This window comes from Promicromonospora sp. NPDC110617 (assembly GCF_055598465.1).
Genome location: NZ_JBVKBM010000006.1, coordinates 120,107 through 144,526, shown reverse-complemented (window position 1 = coordinate 144,526; position 24,420 = coordinate 120,107). Strand labels below are relative to the sequence as shown.

General features: G+C 71.4%; 24 protein-coding genes. 22 read left to right on the top strand and 2 right to left on the bottom strand.

Annotation, left to right across the window (positions count from 1 at the left end; translation table 11 throughout):
• Positions 1–13 precede the first annotated feature (13 nt).
• The 17 genes from prmC (at position 14) to ACZ7LE_RS26010 (ending at position 14,529) form a co-directional block, all read left to right on the top strand.
• Positions 14–985, top strand: coding sequence for a peptide chain release factor N(5)-glutamine methyltransferase (gene prmC / locus ACZ7LE_RS26090; protein WP_470406127.1), 972 nt, complete (start codon positions 14–16; stop codon positions 983–985).
• Positions 986–1,004: 19 nt separating this feature from the next.
• On the top strand, positions 1,005–1,712 hold the full coding sequence (locus tag ACZ7LE_RS26085; RefSeq protein WP_470406220.1) for an L-threonylcarbamoyladenylate synthase: 708 nt from the start codon (positions 1,005–1,007) through the stop codon (positions 1,710–1,712).
• Positions 1,709–2,947, top strand: a complete 1,239-nt coding sequence (locus ACZ7LE_RS26080; protein WP_470406126.1) for an MraY family glycosyltransferase — start codon at positions 1,709–1,711, stop codon at positions 2,945–2,947. The genes ACZ7LE_RS26085 and ACZ7LE_RS26080 overlap by 4 nt, the downstream gene beginning before the upstream one ends.
• Positions 2,944–3,408, top strand: coding sequence for a hypothetical protein (locus ACZ7LE_RS26075; RefSeq protein ID WP_397398519.1), 465 nt, complete (start codon positions 2,944–2,946; stop codon positions 3,406–3,408). Before ACZ7LE_RS26080 ends, ACZ7LE_RS26075 begins: the two co-directional genes overlap by 4 nt.
• A gap of 89 nt (positions 3,409–3,497) precedes the next feature.
• Complete coding sequence (gene atpB / locus ACZ7LE_RS26070; RefSeq protein WP_470406125.1) at positions 3,498–4,439, top strand: F0F1 ATP synthase subunit A; 942 nt, start codon at positions 3,498–3,500, stop codon at positions 4,437–4,439.
• 128 nt (positions 4,440–4,567) lie between these two features.
• On the top strand, positions 4,568–4,804 hold the full coding sequence (locus ACZ7LE_RS26065; protein WP_119142629.1) for an ATP synthase F0 subunit C: 237 nt from the start codon (positions 4,568–4,570) through the stop codon (positions 4,802–4,804).
• Complete coding sequence (locus ACZ7LE_RS26060) at positions 4,804–5,388, top strand: F0F1 ATP synthase subunit B (protein WP_470406124.1); 585 nt, start codon at positions 4,804–4,806, stop codon at positions 5,386–5,388. Before ACZ7LE_RS26065 ends, ACZ7LE_RS26060 begins: the two co-directional genes overlap by 1 nt.
• On the top strand, positions 5,388–6,200 hold the full coding sequence (locus tag ACZ7LE_RS26055; RefSeq protein WP_470406123.1) for a F0F1 ATP synthase subunit delta: 813 nt from the start codon (positions 5,388–5,390) through the stop codon (positions 6,198–6,200). The genes ACZ7LE_RS26060 and ACZ7LE_RS26055 overlap by 1 nt, the downstream gene beginning before the upstream one ends.
• Before the next feature lie 56 nt (positions 6,201–6,256).
• Positions 6,257–7,882, top strand: a complete 1,626-nt coding sequence (gene atpA, locus ACZ7LE_RS26050; protein ID WP_470406122.1) for a F0F1 ATP synthase subunit alpha — start codon at positions 6,257–6,259, stop codon at positions 7,880–7,882.
• Between the two features lie 2 nt (positions 7,883–7,884).
• Entirely contained in the window at positions 7,885–8,778 is an 894-nt protein-coding gene (locus ACZ7LE_RS26045) for a F0F1 ATP synthase subunit gamma (protein WP_470406121.1), read from the top strand.
• 58 nt (positions 8,779–8,836) lie between these two features.
• Positions 8,837–10,318 (top strand): F0F1 ATP synthase subunit beta, encoded by a 1,482-nt coding sequence (gene atpD, locus ACZ7LE_RS26040; RefSeq protein WP_470406120.1) that lies wholly within the window; start codon positions 8,837–8,839, stop codon positions 10,316–10,318.
• Positions 10,319–10,422: 104 nt separating this feature from the next.
• The gene (locus tag ACZ7LE_RS26035; RefSeq protein WP_470406119.1) at positions 10,423–10,683 is read left to right on the top strand and encodes a F0F1 ATP synthase subunit epsilon; all 261 of its coding nucleotides are present in this window, start codon (positions 10,423–10,425) and stop codon (positions 10,681–10,683) included.
• A gap of 12 nt (positions 10,684–10,695) precedes the next feature.
• Complete coding sequence (locus ACZ7LE_RS26030) at positions 10,696–11,121, top strand: DUF2550 domain-containing protein (protein ID WP_020017630.1); 426 nt, start codon at positions 10,696–10,698, stop codon at positions 11,119–11,121.
• Positions 11,121–11,816, top strand: a complete 696-nt coding sequence (gene nucS, locus ACZ7LE_RS26025) for an endonuclease NucS (protein ID WP_470406118.1) — start codon at positions 11,121–11,123, stop codon at positions 11,814–11,816. The genes ACZ7LE_RS26030 and nucS overlap by 1 nt, the downstream gene beginning before the upstream one ends.
• Before the next feature lie 106 nt (positions 11,817–11,922).
• On the top strand, positions 11,923–13,215 hold the full coding sequence (locus ACZ7LE_RS26020) for an N-acetylglucosamine-6-phosphate deacetylase (RefSeq protein WP_470406117.1): 1,293 nt from the start codon (positions 11,923–11,925) through the stop codon (positions 13,213–13,215).
• 24 nt (positions 13,216–13,239) lie between these two features.
• On the top strand, positions 13,240–13,860 hold the full coding sequence (locus ACZ7LE_RS26015; protein ID WP_470406116.1) for a ribonuclease FAU-1 family protein: 621 nt from the start codon (positions 13,240–13,242) through the stop codon (positions 13,858–13,860).
• 87 nt (positions 13,861–13,947) lie between these two features.
• The gene (locus tag ACZ7LE_RS26010; protein WP_470406115.1) at positions 13,948–14,529 is read left to right on the top strand and encodes a GNAT family N-acetyltransferase; all 582 of its coding nucleotides are present in this window, start codon (positions 13,948–13,950) and stop codon (positions 14,527–14,529) included.
• Here ACZ7LE_RS26010 and ACZ7LE_RS26005 read toward each other — a convergent pair.
• Positions 14,522–16,981 (bottom strand): glycoside hydrolase family 3 C-terminal domain-containing protein, encoded by a 2,460-nt coding sequence (locus ACZ7LE_RS26005; RefSeq protein WP_470406114.1) that lies wholly within the window; start codon positions 16,979–16,981, stop codon positions 14,522–14,524. The genes ACZ7LE_RS26010 and ACZ7LE_RS26005 overlap by 8 nt on opposite strands.
• Positions 16,982–17,228: 247 nt before the next feature.
• On the opposite strand from ACZ7LE_RS26005, the gene ACZ7LE_RS26000 reads away from it, so the two are divergent.
• Genes ACZ7LE_RS26000 through ACZ7LE_RS25990 form a run of 3 tightly spaced genes read left to right on the top strand, consistent with a single transcriptional unit; the run spans position 17,229 to position 20,904 of the window.
• Positions 17,229–18,881 carry an extracellular solute-binding protein gene (locus tag ACZ7LE_RS26000; protein WP_470406113.1) on the top strand — a complete coding sequence of 551 codons (1,653 nt, stop codon included), beginning with the start codon at positions 17,229–17,231 and terminating at the stop codon, positions 18,879–18,881.
• Positions 18,878–19,870 carry an ABC transporter permease gene (locus ACZ7LE_RS25995; RefSeq protein ID WP_470406112.1) on the top strand — a complete coding sequence of 331 codons (993 nt, stop codon included), beginning with the start codon at positions 18,878–18,880 and terminating at the stop codon, positions 19,868–19,870. The genes ACZ7LE_RS26000 and ACZ7LE_RS25995 overlap by 4 nt, the downstream gene beginning before the upstream one ends.
• Positions 19,867–20,904, top strand: coding sequence for a carbohydrate ABC transporter permease (locus ACZ7LE_RS25990; RefSeq protein WP_470406111.1), 1,038 nt, complete (start codon positions 19,867–19,869; stop codon positions 20,902–20,904). Before ACZ7LE_RS25995 ends, ACZ7LE_RS25990 begins: the two co-directional genes overlap by 4 nt.
• Positions 20,905–20,924: 20 nt before the next feature.
• On the opposite strand, the gene ACZ7LE_RS25985 is transcribed toward ACZ7LE_RS25990, so the two are convergent.
• Positions 20,925–21,941, bottom strand: coding sequence for a LacI family DNA-binding transcriptional regulator (locus ACZ7LE_RS25985; RefSeq protein WP_377234583.1), 1,017 nt, complete (start codon positions 21,939–21,941; stop codon positions 20,925–20,927).
• Positions 21,942–22,144: 203 nt separating this feature from the next.
• On the opposite strand from ACZ7LE_RS25985, the gene ACZ7LE_RS25980 reads away from it, so the two are divergent.
• Positions 22,145–23,449, top strand: a complete 1,305-nt coding sequence (locus tag ACZ7LE_RS25980) for an ABC transporter substrate-binding protein (protein ID WP_470406110.1) — start codon at positions 22,145–22,147, stop codon at positions 23,447–23,449.
• The gene (locus ACZ7LE_RS25975; protein ID WP_470406109.1) at positions 23,442–24,419 is read left to right on the top strand and encodes a carbohydrate ABC transporter permease; all 978 of its coding nucleotides are present in this window, start codon (positions 23,442–23,444) and stop codon (positions 24,417–24,419) included. Before ACZ7LE_RS25980 ends, ACZ7LE_RS25975 begins: the two co-directional genes overlap by 8 nt.
• The last annotated feature ends 1 nt before the right edge of the window (position 24,420 follow it).

The following is a 24,420-nucleotide window of genomic DNA, read 5'->3' as shown; positions in this document are numbered from 1 at the left end:
TCGGAGGAGCGCGGTGAGCGCGCAGCTGTTGAAGTGGGCCCATGAGGAGCTGGCGGACGCCGGGGTCGGGTCGCCCCAGGCCGACGCCGAGGCACTGTTGGCGTACGCCCTCGGGGTGGACCGCGGGGAGCTCCTGCGGCTGACCGTGCTCGGCCGCGAGGTGCCCGACGACGCGGCCGCCGCGTTCGCGCGCCTGGTCGCCCGGCGGGCCGCCCGCGAGCCCCTGCAGCACCTGACCGGCGTCGCGCCCTTCCGGCACCTGGAGCTGGCCGTCGGGCCGGGGGTGTTCGTGCCGCGGCCCGAGACGGAGGAGGTCGCCCAGGTGGCGATCGACGAGGCCGCCAAGGTCGTGGGCGAGCGGGGCGGCGCCGTCGTCGTCGACCTGTGCACCGGGTCCGGGGCCATCGCGCTGGCCGTGGCCACCGAGGTGCCCGGCGCGCGGGTGCACGCCGTCGAGCTGGACAAGGACGCCCACGCGTGGGCGGCACGCAACGTCGACGCCCTGAGCGCCGTCGCCGCGGGCCTGGACCCTGCCACGGCGGCGGACCCGCAGGCGGACCCCGAGTCGGCTCCCGAGCGGATCGTCCGGCTCGTCAAGGGCGACGCCCGCACGGCCCTGTACGGGGTCGACGGGACGGCCGACGTCGTCGTCTCGAACCCGCCGTACGTCCCGTCGGACGCCGTGCCCGTGGACCCCGAGGTCGCCGAGCACGACCCCGCGGTCGCGCTGTACGGGCTGGGGCCCGACGGGCTGGAGGTGCCCCGCGGCATCACGGACGCCGCCGCGCGCCTGCTGCGGGCCGGCGGGCTGTACGTCATGGAGCACGCGGAGGTCCAGGCGGAGGCGGCGCGGGCGATGGTCGCGGCCGCGCACGACGCGGAGGGCAGGCCCGTGTTCGGGGAGCCGGAGACGCGCAAGGACCTCACCGGCCGGCCCCGCATGGTGGTCGCACGCCGACTGGATCGTCCCGGGCCCGGATCGTGAAAGACTGGTCCGCGTGAGTGTGCCTGTGCAGCCCGTGCTCGACGCCACCGACCCGCAGTCCTGGGGCCCCGCGATCGACGAGGCAGTGAATGCGATCTCCCGTGGCGGCCTCGTGGTCCTGCCCACCGACACCGTGTACGGCATCGCGGCCGACGCGTTCGACGAGGTCGCGGTCGCGGCCCTGCTCGCGGCCAAGGGCCGCGGGCGGCAGATGCCGCCGCCGGTCCTCGTGGGTGAGGTCGCGACGCTGGACGGCCTCGCCACCGACGTCCCCGACGAGGCCCGCAAGCTGGTCGAGGCCTTCTGGCCCGGCGGCTTCACCGTCATCCTGAACGCGCAGCCGTCGCTGCAGTGGGATCTCGGCGACACGGGCGGCACCGTCGCCCTGCGCATGCCGGACCACCCCGCGGCGCTCGCCCTCCTGAAGCGCACCGGCCCGCTGGCCGTCTCCAGCGCGAACAAGTCCGGCAGCCCCGCCGCGCAGGACGTGGCGGACGCCGTGTCCCAGCTCGGGGCGTCGGTCGCCGTCTACCTCGACGGTGGGGAGGCGCCCGGCGGCGTCGCCTCCACGATCGTGGACGCGACCGGACCGGTGCTGCGGGTCGTCCGCGAGGGCGCCGTGTCGCTGGCCGAGCTGCGCAGGATCACGGATGTCGAAGGCCCTGCTGCGTCGCCGGAGGACGACCCGATCGCGCCCCCGGCCCCCGCCGCGGAGGACGACGAGTGAGGGTGTACCTGCTCCTGATGCTCGTGGCCGCGGCGGTCACGTTCCTGACCACGCCCTTCGCGCGCTGGGTCGCGCTCAAGACCTCGGCCATCTCCGCCGTGCGGGCCCGCGACGTGCACTCGGTGCCGACGCCCCGGCTCGGCGGGCTCGCCATGCTGATCGGCATCGTCGTCTCGGTCATGCTGGCCTCCCAGATGCCGTTCCTGTCCGGGGTCTTCGAGGACCGCCAGGCGTGGGGCATCGTGGGCGGCGCGGCGATCGTCTGCGCGCTCGGCTGGGCCGACGACAAGTGGGACCTCGACTGGGTCACCAAGCTCGCGGGCCAGGTGCTGGCCGCCGGGTTCATGGCCCTGCAGGGCGTCCAGCTCATCACGCTGCCGATCGCCGGGACGACCATCCCGTCGTCGCGCATGTCGCTCGTGGTGACGGTCCTGGCCGTCGTGGTCGCGATGAACGCCGTGAACTTCGTGGACGGCCTGGACGGCCTGGCCGCCGGCATCGTCGCGATCGGCGGCGCCGCCTTCTTCCTGTACACCTACGGGCTCACCCAGCAGGTCTCGGCGGAGGACTACTCCTCCCTGGCCTCGCTGATGATGGCGGTGCTCGTGGGCGTGTGCGTGGGCTTCCTGCCCTACAACTTCCATCCGGCGAGCATCTTCATGGGCGACGCCGGGTCCATGCTGATCGGCCTCGTCATGGCCGGCGCGGCGATCACCGTGACCGGCAACGTCACGCCCGACGTGATGACCGGCTCGCAGGCCCTGCCCGCGTTCATCCCGCTGCTGCTCCCGGTCGCGGTGCTCATGCTGCCGCTGCTGGACATGGGGCTCGCGGTGATCCGGCGGCTGGCCGCCGGCAAGTCGCCCATGGCGCCCGACCGCATGCACCTGCACCACCGCATGCTGGCCCTCGGCCACTCGCACCGCCGCGCCGTCGTCATCCTGTACGTGTGGACCGCCGTGTTCGCCTTCAGCGCCGCAGCCCTCGTCCAGTGGGACTGGGAGATCGTGCTGATCTGGACCACGGTGTTCGTGGTGCTCGCGCTGCTGGCCACCCTCGGCCCGCTGCGCAACCGCGGCCGGTTCCTGGACGACGACGTCGCGCTGTCGGGGCAGACCCCCAAGGTGCCCGCCGCCGTCGGGGCCGGGACGGCGCCGGCCGCCCTCGTACCGCAGAGCGCCACGGAGAGTGTCGCCGCGAAGACCACCGTCAAGACCAAGGAGACCGTCGAATGACCGAGCAGGCACCCGATGCCCCCGACGCGCCCCGGGGCGCTGCCGAGCAGGCGGTGCTGCGTGCGGCCCTGCGCGACTGCCTGATCCTCGTGGGCGGCCTCGCCGTCCTGGGGTCGCTGGTCGGGCTGCTGGTCGCCGGCCTGCCCGGGCTGTGGGGCGCCCTGATCGGCGCCGCGCTCGCCGCGTTCTTCTGCGCCACGACGGTGTGGTCCATGCTCTACACCGTCGGCAAGGGCCCGGCCGCCATGGGGGCCGTGGTGATGGGCAGCTGGCTCGCCAAGATGGTGGTGCTGATCGTCGTCCTGGTGATCATCACGCAGTTCGACTTCTACGACCGGGTCGTCCTGTTCGTCGTGCTGCTGCTCGGCGCCGTCGGCTCCGCGCTGCTCGACTACCGCGCGGTCCGGAACGGCCGCCTTCCCTACGTCGAGCCCGAGGCTCAGCCCGACACCAAGCCCTGACCGGACCCCATGAGCGGCCCACGACCTGACGCGGGGTTGCGCAATAAGTCACAAGGGGCCGTGTCATGCGGTTCTACGGCCGGAACCGCATGGGACATAGGTTAGGCTTACGACGAATCCATGACGGCCAGGCCCGACGGCGCGCCCGTTCCGCCACACAGCGGGAAACGCGCGCGGGGCCGAATGACCACCTGGGAGTCCTCCTGTCCACGTATGCGACGTCCGTAATCCTCGCCGCCACTGAAGGCCACGAGGGTGAGGGCGGCTTCCACACGCCGTCGATCGCCGACTTCTTCCCGTCGGCCATTCTCTTCGAGGGCACCATCTTCCAGATCGACCGCATCTGGATCATCCGCATCATCGCCACGCTGGTGCTGCTGTCGGTCTTCGTGATCGCCGCGCGCCGCGCCAAGGTGGTGCCGGGCCGGTTCCAGGCCGGCGTCGAGTACATGCTGGACTTCGTCCGGGTGCAGATCGCCGAGGAGATCCTGGGCAAGGACAACGCCAAGCGTTTCGTCCCCATGCTCACCACGATCTTCCTGGCGATCCTGGCGTTCAACGTCACGAGCGTGATCCCGGGCCTGAACCTGGCCGGCACCTCGCGCATCGGCATCCCGCTGCTCCTCGCCCTGTGGGTGTTCGTCACCTACTGGGCGGTCGGCATCCGCAAGCACGGCCTGGGCGGCTACCTCAAGGCGAACCTGTTCCCGCCGGGCGTGCCGTGGCCGATCTACTTCATCCTGACGCCGATCGAGCTGCTGCAGCTCCTGGTCATCCGACCGGGTTCGCTCGCGGTCCGACTCGTGGCCAACATGGTCGCCGGCCACATCATGCTGGTGCTCTGCTTCGCCGCCACGCAGTTCTTCGTCGTGGACTCGGCAGGTGGCGGGCTGATGGCCTTCGGCCTCCTGACCCTGCCCGCCGGCCTGTTCGTGACGCTCTTCGAGCTCCTGGTCGCGTTCCTGCAGGCGTACATCTTCGCGCTGCTGGCCGCGGTCTACATCAACATGTCGCTGGAGGAGGAGCACTGACGGTGCTCGCTCCTCCGGGCGGCGCTGCACAGCTTCACCTGGAAAACCCGCGACGGGCGCACCAGCGCCTTCGCACACCACGCGACGCCGCACCATCCGGTGCGGCGCCCAACGGAAGGAAGACGCAAGTGGACGTCACCACTCTCGCCGAGGTCACCGGTAACCTGAACGCTGTCGGCTACGGCCTCGCCGCGACCGGCCCGGGTATCGGCCTCGGCATCCTCATCGGCAAGACGATCGAGGGCATGGCCCGCCAGCCCGAGGTCGCCGGCCAGCTCCGCGCCACCATGTTCCTGGGTGTCGCGTTCGTCGAGGTGCTCGCGCTTCTCGGCCTGGTCGCCGGCTTCCTCTTCCCCGCCGCGTGATGGCTGCGCTCACGGGCGCTGCCGACGTCGTGGCGGCGCAGACAGAGGAAGGGCCCGCGGGCATCGACCTGTTCCTGCCCGCTGGATACGACCTGCTGTGGTCGACGGTGATCCTGTTGATCATCGCCGTGGCGTTCTACAAGTTCATCCTGCCGCCGATGAACAAGATCCTGGACGAGCGTGCCTCCCTCATCGAGGGCGGCATCGAGAAGGCCGAGGCCGCGCAGCAGGCGGCCGACGAGGCACTGGCGCAGCAGCAGGCGCTGCTCGCCGAGGCCCGTGCCGAGGCCGCGCAGGTCCGTGAGGAGGCGCGTGCCGAGGGCACCGCGATCGTCAAGGACCTCAAGGTCAAGGCGAGCGAGGAGGCGGAGCGCATCACCGAGACGGCGCACCGTCAGATCGAGGCCGAGCGGCAGGCCGCGTCGGTGTCCCTGCGCACCGAGGTCGGCTCGCTCGCGACCGAGCTCGCGTCGAAGATCGTCGGCGAGTCCCTCGAGGACTCGGCCCGGCAGTCGCGCGTGGTCGACCGGTTCCTCGACGAGCTCGAGGCGAGCCAGGCCGTGGCAAGCAACAAGGAGGCGTGATGCGGGGATCGAGCGGGGCATCGCTGACGGCGGCGCAGGAGCGCTTCGAGCCGGTGCTGCGTGCCGCGGGTGCTGACGCGCTGACGCTGGGTGAGCACCTGCTCACCCTGGTGTCGGCGCTCGACGACTCCGCCGCGCTGCGCCGCTCGCTCGCCGACCCCTCCCGCGAGGGCGAGGCCAAGGCCGGCCTGGTGGCCGGTCTGCTGGGCGGCTTCGACGAGCGCGTGGTCGACCTCGTGTCCGGGCTCGCCCGGGCACGGTGGTCGAGCGACGAGGACCTGGCCGACGCCGTCGAGCGCCTCGGCGTGGATGCCGTGCTGGCTTCCGCCGAGGCGCGCGGCGCGCTGGAGACGGTCGAGGACGAGCTGTTCCGGCTCAGCCGGTCGCTCGTCGGCCAGCGGGAGGCCAAGCAGGTCCTCTCGGACGCCTCGACCGCTCCGGAGCGCCGGGTGGCGCTCGTGGACGCACTGGTCGGTGGCAAGGTCGACACCGTGACCCAGCGCCTGGCGCAGCGCGCGACGTCGTCGCTGCGGGGCCGTCGCTTCGTGCAGACGATCGGCTGGTTCGGCGAGGTCGCGGCGGAACGCCGCCAGCGCCTCGTCGCCGCCGTGACGAGTGCGACGGTGCTGACGCGCGAGCAGGAGGAGCGCCTCGGCGCCATCCTCCAGCGCTCGTACGGCAAGCCCGTCCAGCTGAACGTCACCGTGGACCCCACCGTCGTCGGGGGCATGCGCATCCAGGTCGGCGCGGACGTCGTCGACTCCACCGTCCTGTCGCGCCTTGCTGACGCTCAGCGTCGTCTGGCCGGCTGAAAACGTGAACAAGAACCTTCCGCCGCGGCTCTCGCGGCCACGACAGGAGAAGAGCAATGGCTGAGCTGACGATCCGGCCGGACGAGGTCCGGGCCGCACTGGACAGCTTCGTGAAGGCCTACGAGCCCCAGGAAGCGGTCACCGAGGAGGTGGGCCGCGTCGCGTACGCCGCGGACGGCATCGCCCGCGTCGAGGGCCTCCCGGGCGTGATGGCCAACGAGCTGCTGCGCTTCGAGGACGGCACGCTCGGCCTCGCGCAGAACCTGGACGTCCGCGAGATCGGTGTGGTCGTCCTGGGCGAGTTCACCGGCATCGAGGAGGGCCAGGAGGTCCGCCGTACCGGTGAGGTGCTCTCGGTCCCCGTGGGCGAGGGCTACCTCGGCCGCGTGGTCGACCCGCTGGGCGCCCCCATCGACGGCCTGGGCGAGATCGCCACCGAGGGCACCCGTGCCCTGGAGCTGCAGGCGCCCGGCGTCATGCAGCGCAAGTCGGTGCACGAGCCGCTGCAGACCGGCATCAAGGCGATCGACTCGATGATCCCGATCGGCCGTGGTCAGCGTCAGCTGATCATCGGCGACCGCCAGACCGGCAAGACGGCGATCGCGGTCGACACGATCATCAACCAGAAGGCGAACTGGGAGACCGGCGACCCGAACCAGCAGGTGCGCTGCATCTACGTCGCCATCGGCCAGAAGGGCTCGACCATCGCCTCCGTGCGTGGCGCCCTGGAGGAGGCCGGCGCGCTCGAGTACACGACCATCGTCGCGGCTCCGGCGTCCGACCCGGCCGGCTTCAAGTACCTGGCGCCGTACACCGGCTCGGCCATCGGCCAGCACTGGATGTACTCGGGCAAGCACGTCCTGATCATCTTCGACGACCTGTCGAAGCAGGCCGAGGCCTACCGTGCCGTGTCGCTGCTGCTGCGCCGTCCGCCGGGCCGCGAGGCCTACCCGGGTGACGTGTTCTACCTGCACTCCCGTCTGCTGGAGCGTTGTGCCAAGCTCTCGGACGAGCTGGGCGCGGGCTCGATGACCGGTCTGCCGATCATCGAGACCAAGGCGAACGACGTCTCGGCGTACATCCCGACCAACGTCATCTCCATCACGGACGGCCAGATCTTCCTGCAGTCCGACCTGTTCAACGCCGACCAGCGTCCCGCCGTGGACGTCGGTATCTCGGTCTCCCGAGTCGGCGGCGACGCGCAGATCAAGGCGATGAAGAAGGTCTCTGGCACGCTGAAGCTGGAGCTGGCGCAGTTCCGCTCGCTCGAGGCGTTCGCGATGTTCGCGTCCGACCTCGACGCCGCGTCGCGTGCGCAGCTGCAGCGCGGTGCCGTCCTGACGGAGCTGCTCAAGCAGCCCCAGTACTCGCCGTACGCGGTCGAGGACCAGGTCGCCGCGGTGTGGGCCGGTACCAAGGGCAAGCTGGACGACGTCGCGGTCGAGGACGTCAAGCGGTTCGAGTCCGAGCTGCTGGACCACCTGCGCCGCAAGACGGACGTGCTGTCCACGATCCGCGAGACCGGCAAGCTGGAGTCCGACACGGAGGAGGCGCTCAGCGCCGCCGTCGACGACTTCCGCGCCGGCTTCCAGCGGGCCGACGGCACCGCGCTCGTCGGTGGTGAGGTCGAGGGCGACGTGGACGTCCAGCAGGAGCAGATCGTCGTCAAGAAGAAGGCCTGACCGTGGCCGGTGGAGCTCAGCGCATCTACAAGGCGCGGATCAAGTCGACGCAGTCGCTGAAGAAGATCTTCCGCGCGCGTGAGCTGATCGCCGCGTCCCGCATCGGCAAGGCCCGGGCGGCGGCGGCGGCGGCGGCGCCGTACGCACAGGCGATCACCCGCGCGGTGTCGGCTGTCGCGTCGCACACCGACGTCGACCACCCGCTCACGCGGGAGGAGGGCGGCAACCGCGTCGCCGTCCTCGTGGTCTCCTCCGACGCTGGCATGGCCGGCTCCTACCCGATGGCGATCGTCCGCGAGGCCGAGAAGCTCATCGGGCAGCTGACGGCCGAGGGCAAGGAGGTCGTGCTCTACGTGGCCGGCCGCCGTGCGATCGCGTACTACACGTTCCGCGGGCGGGAGATCGCCAAGAGCTGGTCGTACGGTTCGGAGAAGCCGACGCGCGAGGCGGCCGAGGACATCGCGGCGACGCTGCTCGAGGTGTTCCTCGCGGAGGAGCCCGACGGCGGTGTCAGCGAGCTGCACGTGGTCTCCACGCTGTTCGTCAACATGGTGACGCAGCGCGCCCGCGTGGTGCGCATGCTGCCGCTCGAGGTGGTCGAGGGCGTCTCCGAGGCCGACGAGCACGAGGCCCTGCCGCTCTACGACTTCGAGCCGTCGCCCGAGGCCGTGCTGGACGAGCTGCTCCCGCGGTACGTGCAGCAGCGCATCTACGCGATGCTGCTCGACGCCGCCGCGTCCGAGCTCGCCGCGCGTCAGCGGGCCATGCACACGGCGACCGACAACGCCGAGGACCTGATCCGCACGTACACCCGACTGGCCAACCAGGCCCGCCAGGCCGACATCACCCAGGAGATCAGCGAGATCGTCTCCGGTGCTGACGCCCTGGCGTCCTGAACAGAACCGAAAAGACTCCCCGCCGGAGGACCCTCCGGCCCACCGAAGCGAGGCAACCATGACCGCCACCACCGTGGAATCCACGGTCGAGCACACGAGCGGCCCCGGCACCGGCCGGGTCGCTCGGGTGATCGGCCCCGTCGTGGACATCGAGTTCCCCGAGGACGCGATCCCCGACATCTACAACGCGCTGACCGTCCAGATCGACCTGTCCGGCCAGGGCGAGGACGAGAACACGTTCACCCTGACCCTCGAGGTCGAGCAGCACCTGGGCGACTCCCTGGTGCGCGCCATCGCGCTCAAGCCGACCGACGGCCTGGTCCGCGGCGCCGTGGTGACCGACACGGGCGAGCCCATCAGCGTGCCCGTCGGCGACATCACCAAGGGCAAGGTCTTCAACGTCACCGGTGAGGTCCTGAACCTCGCCGAGGGCGAGAAGTTCGAGGTCACCGAGCGCTGGCCGATCCACCGCAAGGCGCCGGCCTTCGACCAGCTCGAGTCGAAGACCACGATGTTCGAGACGGGCATCAAGTCCATCGACCTGCTGACCCCGTACGTGCAGGGTGGCAAGATCGGCCTCTTCGGTGGTGCGGGCGTCGGCAAGACGGTCCTCATCCAGGAGATGATCCAGCGTGTGGCCCAGGACCACGGTGGTGTGTCGGTGTTCGCCGGTGTCGGCGAGCGCACCCGTGAGGGCAACGACCTGATCGCCGAGATGGACGAGGCGGGTGTCTTCGACAAGACCGCCCTCGTCTTCGGCCAGATGGACGAGCCGCCGGGCACGCGTCTGCGCGTGGCCCTGTCGGCGCTGACGATGGCGGAGTACTTCCGTGACGTGCAGCAGCAGGACGTGCTGCTCTTCATCGACAACATCTTCCGCTTCACGCAGGCCGGTTCCGAGGTCTCCACGCTGCTCGGCCGTATGCCGTCCGCCGTGGGCTACCAGCCGAACCTGGCCGACGAGATGGGCCTCCTCCAGGAGCGCATCACCTCGACGCGTGGTCACTCCATCACGTCGCTGCAGGCCATCTACGTGCCGGCTGACGACTACACCGACCCGGCCCCGGCCACGACGTTCGCCCACCTGGACGCGACGACCGAGCTCTCCCGTGAGATCGCGTCGAAGGGTCTGTACCCGGCGATCGACCCGCTGGCCTCCACCTCGCGCATCCTCGACCCGCGGTACGTGGGCCAGGAGCACTACGACGTGGCCACCGAGGTCAAGTCGATCCTGCAGCGCAACAAGGAGCTGCAGGACATCATCGCCATCCTCGGTGTGGACGAGCTCTCGGAGGAGGACAAGACGGTCGTCGCGCGTGCGCGTCGCATCCAGCAGTTCCTCTCCCAGAACACCTACATGGCCGAGAAGTTCACCGGCGTGGTGGGCTCGACGGTGCCGCTGTCGGAGACCATCGAGGCGTTCAAGAAGATCTGCGCCGGTGAGTTCGACCACATCGCCGAGCAGGCCTTCTACAACATCGGCGGGCTTGAGATGCTCGAGGAGAACTGGGCACGGATTCAGAAGGAGTACGGGGCCTGAGGTCTCGTCCGTTCCCCCGTGCGTGATGCCGCCCCGCCGGACCCCTTAGAATCGGGCAACCCGGCAGGGGCGGCAGCACGCCCGCTACATCGGAAGGAGCTCTCGTGGCAGAGCTGAGCGTGGACCTCGTGTCCCTGGACCGCAAGGTCTGGAGCGGTGCGGCGACGCAGGTGAGTGCGCCGTCCGCGGACGGCCAGATCGGCATCCTGGCGAACCACACGCCGCTGCTGGCGGTGCTTCGCCCCGGCACCGTCAAGGTGCAGACGGCGTCGGGCCCGGCTGTGGAGGCCACGGTCACCGGCGGCTTCATGTCCGTGGACAACAACCTCGTCACCCTCGTGGTCGACGAGATCTCCCTGGTCTGAGGGAGAGCGCGCGTGCCGGGCGTCGTATGGATCGCGATTGCGGTACTCGGGGCGCTCGCGCTCGTGATCGCGGCCGGGATCTCCCGGCTGCGGACCCTCTCCCGGAGGGTCGGATCGTTCGACTGCAGTGCCCGGGCGACCGGTAACCCCGAGGGTTCCTGGACGCCGGGCATCGCGCAGTACGCGGTGGGCCGGATCGAGTGGTGGCGGTGCTGGTCGCTGTCACCCCGTCCGGCCCGCACGTGGTACCGGGAGCGGCTCACCGTGACGAGCCGCACCCCGCTGGACCCGGACGAGCGTGGTCAGGGCGACCACTACCTCGTCCAGTGCCGGTACGACGGGCTCGACTTCGAGCTCGACCTCGCTGCCGGCGACTACTTCGGCCTCGCCTCCTGGCTCGAGGCCGCCCCTCCCGGACGACAGGATCTGGTTCTCTGATGCGGCTGGTCGTGGCAGACTGCTCCGCCCTCTACACGGGCCGCCTGACCGCGATGCTCCCGCAGGCTACGCGGCTGCTCGTGGTCAAGGCCGACGGCAGCGTGCTCATCCACTCCGACGGCGGCTCGTACAAGCCGCTCAACTGGATGAGCCCCCCGTGCTCCCTGATGGTGCGCGAGCCCTCCGCGGAGGCCGCCGAGCGCGGCGTCACCGAGGTGTGGACCGTCCAGCACGCCAAGTCGGACGACCGGCTCGAGGTCGAGCTGTTCACCGTCCACAGCGACTCCAGCCACGACCTGGGCATCGACCCCGGCCTCGTGAAGGACGGCGTCGAGGCGCACCTGCAGGAGCTGCTCGCCGAGCAGATCGCGCTGCTGGGTGCCGGGCACACCCTGGTGCGGCGCGAGTACCCCACGGCCATCGGCCCGGTGGACATCCTCGCGCGGGACGGCTCCGGTTCCACCGTCGCGGTGGAGATCAAGCGCCGCGGCGACATCGACGGCGTCGAGCAGCTCACGCGCTACCTGGAGCTGCTCAACCGCGACCCGCTGCTGGCCCCGGTGCAGGGCGTCTACGCGGCCCAGGAGATCAAGCCGCAGGCCCGCGTCCTGGCGAAGGACCGCGGCATCAAGACCCTCCTGCTGGACTACGACGCCATGCGCGGCGTCGACGACCCGACAACTCGTCTCTTCTAAACCCCACCTCCCTCGTTGAGTGCGGGGTATTTGCGGTCTCGAATCGTTTCGAAGCCGCACATACCCAGCACTCAACGGCGTGGGGTGGGGTGGGGCGGGTGGGAGGATGTCCGGCATGAGCGAAGTGGTGGTCGTGCGCGGGCGTCTGGTTCTGAGCGGCTCCGTCGTGGACGACGGCGTCGTGGTCGCCACGGGAGGGCGCATCGCGTTCGCCGGGTCCGTGGTCGACGCCCTGGAGGCCGGTCACGGCCCGGCCCTCGACGGAGTGCCGCCCGCACCCGGGACGTTCGTGCTGCCGGGTCTCGTGGACCTGCACAACCACGGCGGGGGCGGTGCCTCCTTCCCGGACGTCACCTCGGCCGACGAGGCGATGACCGGTGTGCTGCAGCACCGGGCGCACGGCACCACCACCCTGCTCGCGTCGCTCGTGACGGCTCAGCCCGAGGTGCTGCTGCGGCGAGCCGCGGTGCTGGCCGAGCTCGCCGAGGCGGGGGAGATCGAGGGCCTGCACGCGGAGGGACCGTTCCTCTCGCACCGGCGCCGGGGCGCCCACAACCCGGCTGACCTGCAAGAAGGCAGTGTGGAGCTGGTCCGGGACCTGGCCGCGGCCGCCCGGGGACACCTGCGCACCATGACCGTCGCTCCGGAGGTGCCCGGTGTGACGGGACCCGGCGGTGTCGCCGAGGCGCTGGTCGAGGCGGGCGTGCTGCCCTCCCTGGGCCACACCGACGGCAGCACCGAGCAGGCCGAGGCGCTGATCGAGCAGGTCACGGCGGCTCTGCGGGCGTCGGACCACCCGGCGGGCCGGACGCCCGGCCCCATGACCGCCACGCACCTCTTCAACGGCATGCGCCCCCTGCACCACCGTCGGCCGGGCCCCATCGCGGCCTGCCTGGCGGCGGCGTCCCGCGGCGACATGGTCGTGGAGCTCGTCGGCGACGGCGTACACCTCGACCCCGCGACCGTGCGCTCGGTGTTCGACACGGTGGGTCCGGACCACGTGGTGCTCGTGACCGACGCGATGGCGGCGGCCGGCGTGGCCGACGGCCGCTACGAGCTGGGCCCGATGTCGGTGGTGGTGCACGACGGCGTCGCCCGGATCGCCACTCCCCAGGCCGCGCCCGGCGCGCCGGAGGAGGAGGGGCCGATCGCAGGCGGCACGGCGCACCTGGTCGACGTGGTGCGCCACGCCGTGCGCGGCGGCGTCCCCCTGGTCGATGCCGTGCGCTCCGCGACGGCCGTGCCCGCCCGGGTGCTGGGGCTGGCCGGCGAGCTCGGCACCCTGGCGCCCGGTGCCCGCGCCGACGTGCTGGTCACGGACGCCGACCTGCGGCCCGTGCGGGTGCTGCGCCACGGTGTCGACGTCGCCGGTGTTGACGTCGATGTCGCCGGGGCGTAACTCGTCGCTGTTAGCGTTCCCGCCATGACGTCTCCTGTTTTCCGGCCCGGTCAGACGGTGGTGCGCCGCGAGATCATGCGCGGTGAGCCCTGGATCGCGATCCCGCAGGTCTGCGTGCAGGACGACGGCGACCTGCTCGTCACCTACACGCCCGGCGGCACCCCGCTGGCGTACCCGGGCTCGGGCACGTTCCCGGTGGGGGAGCACCCCTGGAAGCTCGCGGGCAGCACGCGCTGGCGCGGCCACGGGCGCCTGGAGCTGCACTGGGCCGGGGTGGAGCACTCCCTCTTCCTGTTCTGGGACGGCCCCGAGCGCGCGTTCCAGGGCTGGTACTTCAACCTGGAGGACGCGCCGCGCCGCACCCCGATGGGGTTCGACACGCTCGACCACGAGCTGGACGTCTGGTGGGCGGCCGACGCCGAGACCTACGAGTTCAAGGACGTCGTCGAGTTCGAGGAGACCGGCCCTGACCGCTACCCCGGCCGGATGGAGCAGATCCGCGCCGAGGGCGCCCGGATCGCCGGGCTGCTCGACGCCGGTGAGCTCTGGTGGGACAAGGCCTGGGCCGACTGGACGCCCGACACCTCGTGGGAGCCCCGGGACGTGCCGGCCGGCTGGGAGAGCGTGCCGTTCGAGGCGCGCTGAGCGACGACACACCGGCCCGACCGACTCGCCCCGAGATACCACCTCAATTCCGGTGGCAACCCGGGTCGCGGGCGCTACGGTCTGAGCGTGCCCTCTTCCGTGCCGCCCGCTTACCGTGCCGACCCCCGCTGGCCGGTGGTCACCCCGCGCCTCACGCTCCGCCCGGTCGCCCCGGACGACGCGGAGGCCTTCTTCGCCTGGCGCTCCCGCCCCGACGTGGTGCGGTTCATGTACCAGCCGCCCTGGGACCGGCAGACGGCGGACGTGAAGCTCCGCACCTGGTCGAGCGCGCCGTTCGAGGAGCCGGGCGACGTGCTGGTGCTCGCCGTCGAGTCGGACGGCGACGTCGTCGGCGAGACCATGCTCAAGTGGGCGGTCGGTCCCCGGCAGGCCGAGGTGGGCTACGCCCTGCACCCCGACGTCGGCGGCCACGGGCTGGCCACCGAGGCAGTCCGGGCCACCCTGCGCCTGGCCTTCGAGTCGTACGGCTTCCACCGCGTGTTCGCGCGCATCGACGAGGAGAACCTCCCGTCCGTCCGCGTGGTCCAGCGGCTGGGGCTGCGGCAGGAGGCCCGCCTCGTGGAGAGCGACGTGCGCGACGGCGGGTGGTCCACCGAGCTGGTCTTCGCCATCCTCGACCGGGAGCACGCGGAGCGCGAGGTCAGCTGACGACGAGCTCGGCCCGCACCCGCAGGTCCCCGGCCGACGGCCCCGAAGCCACCGTGTACGTGCCCGGCTGCAGCACCATGGCGCCGTCGTGCCGGACGGCGAGCGCGCCCAGGTCCAGCGGCACCGGTACCTCGGCCGCCGCGCCCCGGGCGAGCCGCACGCGCGCGTGGCCCAGGAGCTGGCGCCGCGCGGCGGGCACCGGCAGGTCGGGCGACAGGCCGTGCACGGCGACGAGCTCGTCCACGGGGCGCTCGCCGGTGTTGCGCACCGCGACCACGGCGGTGGTCGCCGCGCCCTGTTCCGGCCCGAGCCCGCCGGCCCCGCCTTCCAGCCGGAGGCCCTCGTAGGCGACGGTCGTGTAGCTCAGCCCGTGCCCGAACCAGTAGGCGGGCTCGGTGGCCAGGTGCCGGTAGGTGACGCCCTGGCGGGCCACGTCGTAGTCGAACAGGTCGCCCGCCTGGGCCTCGGTCGCCGGCCAGGTCTGCGCGAGCCGCCCGGACGGCTCCGCGTCGCCGGACAGCACGTCCACCAGGCCGTTCCCGGCCTCCTGCCCGCCGTGTGCGGCCCAGACCAGCGCCCCGGTGCCCGCGCCGTCCTCCCCGCCAGGCCCGTCGAGCACACCCGGCCCCAGCACGTACGGGTAGGACGACGTGACGACCAGCACCGCCGCCGGGCACGCCTCGCGCGCGACCCGCCAGGTCTCGGCCATCTGCTCCGGCAGCGCGAGCGACGTCCGGTCCTCGGTCTCGCGTCCGCCCAGGTGCGGGTCGTTGCCCACGGCCACGAGCACGACGTCCGCGGCCGCCGCGACGCGTGCCACCTCGGCCTGCCCCGAGACGACGGTGCGCCACGCGAACCGCTCGGCGTCCGCGAGCCGCGTCGCCTCGGCCACGAGCAGCCCGGACCCGAGCTGCACCCGGACCCACCGCCCGCTCGCGACGTGCAGCAGCGACCACGTCCCGTCGGTGTGGTGGTGCCGCCGGAACGACTCCTGCACCACCCAGCCGCCGACCCGCTCGGCGTCGGCCGCCAGGATCCAGCCCGCGCCCGTCAGGAGCCGGCCCGAGGCGACCGACCGGAGCGTCAGCACCCCGTCGCCCCAGTCGGTCACGTCCAGGTGCGTTCCCGGCCCGGCGTCGGGCGCGGACACGGTCACCTCGCCGTCGGCGGTGACCGTCACGTACCGGCCCGACGACGTGGCGCGCAGCGCCACCCGGTCGGCGCCGTCGACGACGTCCACGACGGCGTCGGGGTAGCGCCCCGCGACCGCGCGGGCGAGCGGGACGGCGTACGGCGGGGTGCCGGAGTACCAGTCGGTGAGCACCCGGTCGGCCAGGGGGCCGACGACGGCGATGCGCCCGGGCGTTCCCAGCGGCAGCGTCCCGTCGTTGCGCAGCAGCACCACGGACTTGGCCGCCGCCTCGCGCGCCAGCACCCGGTGCTCCGGCAGGTCGATCGCGTCGGGGCCGATGCCGGCGTACGGGTCCGCGTCCCCGTCGAGCTCGCCCGTGCGCAGCCGCAGCTCCAGCAGGCGCAGCGCGGCGGTGTCGACGTCGTCCTGGGTCAGCAGCCCGGCCGCCAGCGCCGCGCGCAGCCGGTCCAGCGTGAGCGACGGGTCGGTGTCGTTGTCCGTGAACGAGTCCAGGCCCGCACGCACGGCCGCGGCGTGCGCCTCCGCGTGGGAGGCGAACGCCCGCTGGACGGTGACCAGGAAGGTGGGCGCGCCGGCGTCCGACACCACGGCCACCGACCCGGGAGCCCACGAGCGCAGCTCGGCCAGCAGGTCGCCCGACGTGTGTGCCGGAACCCCGTTGACCAGGTTGTACGACGGCATCACGGCGCCGGCGACGCCTGCCTCGACCGGCCCGCGGTAGGCGGGCAGCTCGTACTCGTGCAGGGTGCGCTCGGACAGGTTCGACGACGTCGCCGAGCGGTCCGTCTCGTTGCCGTACCCGAGGAAGTGCTTGAGTGCCGGGACCGTCTTCCACACGGTCGGGTGGTCCCCGCGCAGCCCTGCGCAGTACGCCGTCGCGAGCTGGGAGACGAGCCGCGGCTCCTCGCTGTACCCCTCCTCGCCGCGGCCCCAGGCGGGGTGCCGCAGCGGGTTCACGACGGGCGCCCAGACGTTCAGGGAGACCGCCGGGTCCGCGGCGTGCTTGGCCCGCAGCTCGGTGGCGACCAGGTCGCCGAGGCGGCGCAGCAGGTCGGTGTCCCACGTGGCCCCCAGCCCCACGGGCTGGGGCAGCACGGTGGCGCGGCCGAGCCACGCGACGCCGTGCAGCGCCTCGGCGCCCGTGTGGAAGGGGGCGAGGCCGAGCCGCTCGATCGCGGGCTGGTGCTGGTGCAGCAGGCTCAGCCGTTCGTCGGGCGTGAGGCGGTCCAGCAGGTCGCGGGCCCGGTCGGTGAGCTGCGCGGCGGGGTCGCGGAAGAGGGGCTGCGTCTGGTTCGGCACGTCGTCGTGCTCCCTTGGCGTCGGGGTCGTACTGGCGGTCTGCGTCCGGTCGAAGAGTAGGCCCAGTCCTCGAAACGGTTCAATGGTCAATTGCCCAATTCAGGGCGAATCATTGCCTCGACTTCTGCGTCTGCCCTACTGTTCTGCCAACGATGTAGGTCGAAGCGCTTCGACGTCGAAGCGTCGAAGCCTCCGTCGTGTCCGGGCACACAGACGTGCCGCGCTGTCCACAAAGGAGTGAAGAGCCATGACAGCACCCCACCTGACCGGCGGGCTCAGCCGCCGGTCGTTCCTCGGCTTCCTCGCGGTCGGCGCCGGCGTCGTCGGCGTCCCGTCCCTGCTCACCGCCTGCACCACCGGCGCCGCGGGTCCCGCGCAGGGCGGCGCCACCGTGAGCTCGGGCGTGCTGCCCACCTACGTGCCGGTCGAGTACGTCAAGCCCGACTTCCCGTCGGTCAACGGCTCCACCGCCGGTTACGCCTCGATCCCTGACGAGCTGGTCACGGCCTTCGAGACGCCGCCCGGCTCGGGCGGTGCCTACACCGCGATGACGCCACTGTGGAGCGCCATCCCCAAGACGTCGGGCAACCCCTACTTCGACGCGGTGAGCGAGGCGATGGGTACCACCGTCGAGTTCCAGATCTCCGACGGCAACACCTACGGCGACAAGCTCGCGGCCGTGCTCGCGTCGGCGAAGGACGTGCCGGACTGGGTCTGCGTGCCCACCTGGAACTTCCCGCCGCGGTTCGCGCAGGCCGTCGACGCCCTCTTCGAGGACCTCACGCCGTACCTGTCCGGCGACAACGTCAAGAAGTACAAGAACCTCGCCAACATCCCCACGGACGCCTGGCGCTACGGCGTCTTCAACGACAAGCTCTACGGCCTGCCGTTCCCGGGGGAGCTGGTCCACCTGGCGACGTTCTACCGGGCCGACCTCTTCGCCGAGCTCGGCATCACCGAGCAGCCGCGGGACGCCGACGAGTTCATCGAGCTCGCCAAGGAGCTGACCGACCCGGGCAAGAAGCGCTGGGGCTCGGCCGACCAGTGGATCACGGCGAACATGATGTTCGCGGTGCCCCCGGAGAAGGGCTGGAAGCTGGCCGACGACGGCTCGCTGGTCAGCCGCGTCGAGTCCGAGGAGTACCGGGCGGCGCTGGACTGGCAGGCCCGGCTGTACAAGTCGGGCGCGGTGCACCCGACGGCCGTGGCCGACAAGCCCGAGGAGATGAAGCCGCTGTTCGAGGCGGGCGAGATCCTGATCGTCAACGACGGTGTGGGCGGCTGGCACGAGTCCCTGGGCCGGGTGCTGCCGAGCAACCCGGACTTCGACCCGCGGCCGTTCGACCCGATCGCCCACGACGGCGGCACGCCCCGGATCTGGAAGGGCGCCCCGGCGGACATGTTCTCGTTCCTGAAGAAGCGGGACGACAAGGCGCAGATCGAGGAGCTCCTCGCCGCCGCCGACTTCCTCGCCTCCCCGTTCGGCACCACGGAGTTCCAGCTCGTCAACTTCGGCGTCGAGGGTGAGCACTACGAGATCGACGGCGACGGTCTGCCCCGGGCGACGGACGCCGCGGCCGACGACGTGGCGCCGTCGTACATCTTCCTCGTGGACCCGCCGAAGGTGAACGCGCAGGTGCAGTTCGAGGGCTACGTCGAGGCCTACTGCACGTGGATGGCCGCCGCCTCCGAGTACGTCGAGGAGCCCGCCTTCTACGGCAAGCAGATCACGGAGCCGTCGCAGTTCGCGTCGCTCGGCACGCCGTTCGTGGACCTGGAGAAGGACATCGCGCGCGGGCGCAAGACCCTCGCGGACCTGGACGACGCCGTGGAGACGTGGCGCAGCACCGGCGGTGAGGAGCTGCGGGCGTTCTACCAGGGCATCCTGGACGAGCAGTGAGCACCGGACTGAGCGCCCCGAGCTCGCCCGCGGACAGCCCGGCGGAGAGCCCGCCGGCGGCCGCGCCGCCCCGGCGCAGGATCCCCTGGACCGTCCGGGCGCGGCGCGACCGGACGCTGCTGATCATGGTGGCCCCGGCCGTGCTGCTGCTGGCCGTGTTCGCCTACGTGCCGATGCTCGGCAACGTGGTGGCCTGGCAGGACTACTCGCCGTACGTCGGCATCCGGGAGAGCCCGTTCATCGGGTGGGCCAACTTCGCACGCGTGCTGACGAACCCGCTGTTCCTCGACGCCGTGGCGAACACGCTGGTCATCACCGCGGTCCAGCTCGTGTTCTTCTTCCCGGTACCGATCGTGCTCGCGCTGCTCCTGAACAGCGTGCTGTCACCGGGGCTGCGCACGACCATCCAGTCGATCGTGTACCTGCCACACTTCTTCTCCTGGGTGATCGTCGTGACGATCTTCCAGCAGATCTTCGGCGGGGCCGGGATGGTGGCGAGCCGGCTGCGGGAGGCGGGGTACACGGGCTTCGACCTGATGACCAACCCCGACACGTTCCTGCTGCTGCTCACCGCGCAGTCCGTCTGGAAGGACGCGGGCTGGGGCATCATCATCTTCCTCGCGGCGCTGGCCACCGTGGACCCCCAGCTCTACGAGGCGTCGGTGGTCGACGGCGCGGGCCGGTGGCGGCGGATGTGGCACGTGACCCTGCCCGCGCTGCGGCCGGTGATCATCCTGCTGCTGATCCTGCGGCTGGGCGACGCGCTCACCGTCGGGTTCGAGCAGCTCATCCTCCAGCGCGGTGCCGTCGGCACCGACGTCGCGGAGGTGCTCGACACGTTCGTGTACTACCAGGGCGTCGTGAACGGCGACTGGGCCTTCGCGGCGGCCGCGGGGCTCGTCAAGGGCCTGGTGTCGCTCGCCCTGGTGCTCGGGGCCAACAAGCTCGCCCACCTGGTGGGCGAGGCGGGGGTGTATCAGCGCGCATGAGTGCCGAGACCGACAACGAGAACGAGATCCGGACGACGCCGAGGCCGGCGCGGCCGGCGCCGTCGTCCACCCCACCCGGACCGGGCCGAGCCCGGCAGCCGGCGAGCGGCCCGAGCCGGTACCGCGCCCTGCTGCGCGGCCGGAACCGACCGGTCTGGGAGGAGGACCCCAACCCGCTGGGGCTCCTGGTCAAGGGGGCGGCGCTACTGCTCATCGTGGCCACGGTCGTCTATCCCCTGTACACGGTGGTGCTCACCAGCCTGTCGACCCAGGCGGACATCACCCGGTCCGGCGGCCTGGTCACGGTGCCGGGCGGCCTGACGTTCGCGGCCTACGAGCAGATCCTGTCCGGCGGGATCGTCACACGGGCCACGGTCGTGAGCATCGGCATCACCGTCGTCGGCACCGTCCTCTCGACCACGGTGTCCGTGCTGGCCGCGTACGGCCTGAGCCGGCCGGGCTCCTTCGCCCACCGGCCCATCCTGTTCGTCTTCCTCATCACCATGTTCTTCGGCGCGGGGATGATCCCGACGTACCTGCTGGTGAGCAACCTGGGGCTGATCGACAGCTACTGGTCGCTCATCCTCCCCGGAGCCGTGAGCGCGTTCAACGTGCTCATCCTGCGGGCGTTCTTCATGGGCATCGACCGGTCCATCACGGACGCGGCCAAGATCGACGGCGCGGGGGACTGGCGCATCCTCGGGCAGATCGTGCTGCCCATGTCCAAGGCCGTGGTGGCGGTGGTCGCGCTGTTCTACGGCGTCGGCTACTGGAACGCGTTCTTCAACGCCATGCTCTACATCAACGACAACGCGAAGTGGCCGCTGCAGCTCGTGCTGCGGTCCTACGTGCTGCAGGGCGTGACGCTGCCGGGCAGCGGCGTCGGCCAGGTCGACGTGGCCGACGGCGCCGTGACCGGCCTGCCGGTCAAGATGGCCGTGATGGTGCTGGCGATCGTGCCGATCCTGGTCGTGTACCCGCTGGTGCAGCGGCACTTCACGAAGGGCGTGATCTTCGGCGCCATCAAGGGATGAGCGGCGGCCCGCTCCCGCCGTCAGCCGTCCTCGGCGGCGGGACCGGGTGCCGAGCTCTCGCGTTCGGTCAGCACGGGGGCGAGCAGCCGGGTCTCGGACGGCTGCTCGCTCTCGAGGCGCGCCATCACCATGTCCACGGCCACCTTGCCGATGCCCTCGGCGGGCAGGTCGATGCTGGTCATCGGGATGCGCTGGGACAGCGCGACGTCGGTGGGGCAGACCGCGACCACCGACATGTCCCGGCCGACCACCAGGCCACGCTCGGTCAGCCGGGACAGCACGTGGGGGAGCGCGCCCTCGTTGTGCACCACGATGCCCGTCGTGTCCGGGGCGGTGGCCAGCAGGGTGTCCACGGCGGTCGAGGCGCCCGACGGCGACGAGTCGCACGCCTCCACCTTGACCGTCACGCCGGAGCTGCGGGCCTGTTCGCGCAGGCCCCGCATCATCCGCTCGGCGTAGGAGGTGTGCCGCCGCAGCACCTCGGGCGGCGAGCCGATGAGCGCCACGTCGGTGTGGCCCGTCTGCGCGAGGTGTCGCACGGCGAGCCGGCCCGCGGCCTCGAAGTCGAGGTCCACGCAGCTCAGCCCCTCCGGGTCCTGAGGCAGGCCGATGAGCACCGTCGGCTGCTTGGCGGCGGCCACCAGGGGCACGCGCGGGTCGTCGGCCTCGATGTCCATCATGACCAGCGCGTCCACCATCGAGCCGCCGGTCACGCGGTCCAGGCCGCTCACGTCGTCCTGGGTCAGCAGCAGCACGTCGTGGTCGAAGTCGCGCGCCCGGGTGACCACGCCCGCCACGAACTGCATGATGACCGGCACGTTCACGCCCACGCGGAGCGGCGCCATCAGCGCGATGACGTTGGTGCGCGCGGACGCCAGCGCCCGGGCGCCGGCGTGGGGGCGGTAGCCGAGCTTCTCGATCGCGCGCTCCACCCGTGCCCGGGTGGGTGCGGAGATGGGGCGCTTGCCGGACAGCACGTAGGACACGGTCGAGGTCGACACCCCCGCCGTCCTCGCGACGTCGTCGATCGTAGCCACGGTGCTCCCTTCGGATCGGTGCCGGTGCAGGTAGCGCGCGGTGCCGGCACACCAGTGTGCCGCATGATGGGGAAGCGCTTCGACAGAAGAGTAGCGTTTCGCGCCGAAAGTGCCACTGGACATCTGTGAGAGTCTAGGTTTAGCGTGTTGAAACGCTTCGACGATCCGGACGCAGCAGTCCGACGTGGACCCAAGGAGATGCAATGAGGCACAAGCGGACGATGACGGTCGTGGCGGCGGCGATGGCCGGCGCCATGGCACTGGCCGGGTGCACCGGCCAGGGCGGCGGCGGTGGCGACACCGACGACAGCACGCTCACCATCTGGCACTACGAGAACGAGGACTCGGCCATGGGCAAGGCCTGGGCCAAGGCCATCGAGATCTTCGAGGAGGAGAACCCGGACGTCACGGTCGACGTCGAGAAGCAGACGTTCGAGCAGATCCAGAAGAACGCCAAGATCGTGCTCACGGGCGACGACGTGCCCGACGTCATGGAGTTCAACAAGGGCAACGCGACCGCGGGCCAGCTCGCGGCCCAGGGCCTGCTGACCCCGCTGACCGACGCGGCCACCGAGCGCGGCTGGGACGAGAAGCTGTCCGGCTCGCTCGCGACCACCGCGACGTACGACGAGCAGGGCCTCATGGGCTCCGGCGAGTGGTACGGCGTGCCGAACTACGGCGAGTTCGTGGGCGTCTACTACAACAAGGAGATGCTGGCCGACCTCGGTCTGGAGGTGCCGACCACGCTCGACGAGTTCGAGGACGTGCTGGCCGCCTTCAAGAAGGAGGGCATCACGCCGCTCGCCGAGGCCGGCGCCGAGTACCCGCTGGGCCAGCTCTGGTACGAGCTCGTGCTCGCGTACGGCGACCGCCAGCTCGTGGACGACTACCAGCTCTTCGCGAACGACGTCGACTTCCACAACGACGCGATGACCCAGGCCACCGAGAAGCTCGACGAGTGGATCGACAAGGGCTACATCGCCTCCGACTCCGCGGCCCTGACCGCCGAGGACATGGGCGTCTCGTTCATCGACGGCACCTACCCGCTCATGGTCAGCGGCTCCTGGTGGTTCGGCCGCCTCGTGGCCGAGACCAAGGCGGACTGGGGCCAGTTCAACTTCCCGGGCAACACGCTGCACACCGGCTCGTCGGGCAACCTCTGGGTGGTCCCGGCCAACGCCGACTCGCCGAGCCTGGCCGAGGAGTTCATCGACATCACGCTGCGCCCCGAGGTGCAGGACGTGCTGGCCACCGAGGGCGGCCTGCCCGTGGCCGGCGACCCGTCCGTGATCGAGGACGAGCGCACGCGCGAGCTCACCGAGAACTTCCAGGCGATCCTCGACGAGGACGGCCTGGCGTACTACCCCGACTGGCCCGTGGCCGGCTACTACGACGTGATCGTCAGCGAGCTGCAGTCCCTGGTCAACCGGTCCAAGACGCCGGCCGAGGTGCTGGACGGGCTGCAGAGCTCGTACGACGAGGGCAAGGCCGACCTGCTCGATGGCTGACACCGCCGTGACCGACCGGCGCGCACGGGCGGACCAGCGCCCGCGCGCGCCGCGCGGAACGCGCCGTCGTCGGGCGCAGTGGGTGGCGTACCTGCCCTACCTGCTGCCCGGCGCGGTCGCGTTCGTCGTGGTCATCGGCTACCCGCTGGTGACCAACGTGTACTTCAGCCTGTTCAAGTGGCGCGGCGGCATGGCGCCGCTGCGCTGGAACGGGCTGGGCAACTACGTGGACCTGCTGGGCGACGACAAGTTCTGGACGTCGTTCGGCAACTCCCTGGCGATGATCGTCGCGATGGTGCTGGTGCCCACGCTGCTGGGCCTGGTGCTGGCCGCGGTGCTGTTCGACTACCTCGGACGGCGGTTCGGTGAGCGCGTCTCGTCGGTGCTGCGGGCCACGTACTACCTGCCCCAGATCCTGCCCGTCGCCGTGGCGGGCGTGCTGTGGAACTGGATCCTGAACTCCCAGACGGGTGCGCTCAACGTGATCCTGCGGGGCGTCGGCATCGAGTCGCCGCCGAACTGGCTGGGCGACCCCACGACGGCGCTGCCGTCGGTGATGCTCGTGCTGATCTGGGTCCAGATGGGCTACCCCGTGGTCATCTTCATGGCGGCGCTCCAGCGCGTGGACCCCGAGCTGTACGAGGCGGCCGAGCTCGACGGCGCCGGCTGGTGGGACCGGTTCCGGGCCATCACCGTTCCCCAGATCCGCCCCGAGACGTTCGTGGTGACGCTGACCTGCACCGTGGCGGCCCTGAAGGTGTTCGGGCCCATCTACGTGCTGACGCGCGGCGGCCCCGAGAGCTCGACCCTGGTGCCCAGCTACTACTCGTACCTGAACTTCTTCGACAAGTCCCAGGTCGGCTACGGGTCCGCGATCGCCACGGTGCTCACGCTCGTGATCGTCGCCGTGGCCCTGATCATCCTCGGCCTGCAGAACCGGGCCGAACGACGTGAGAGGGAGGGGGTCTGAC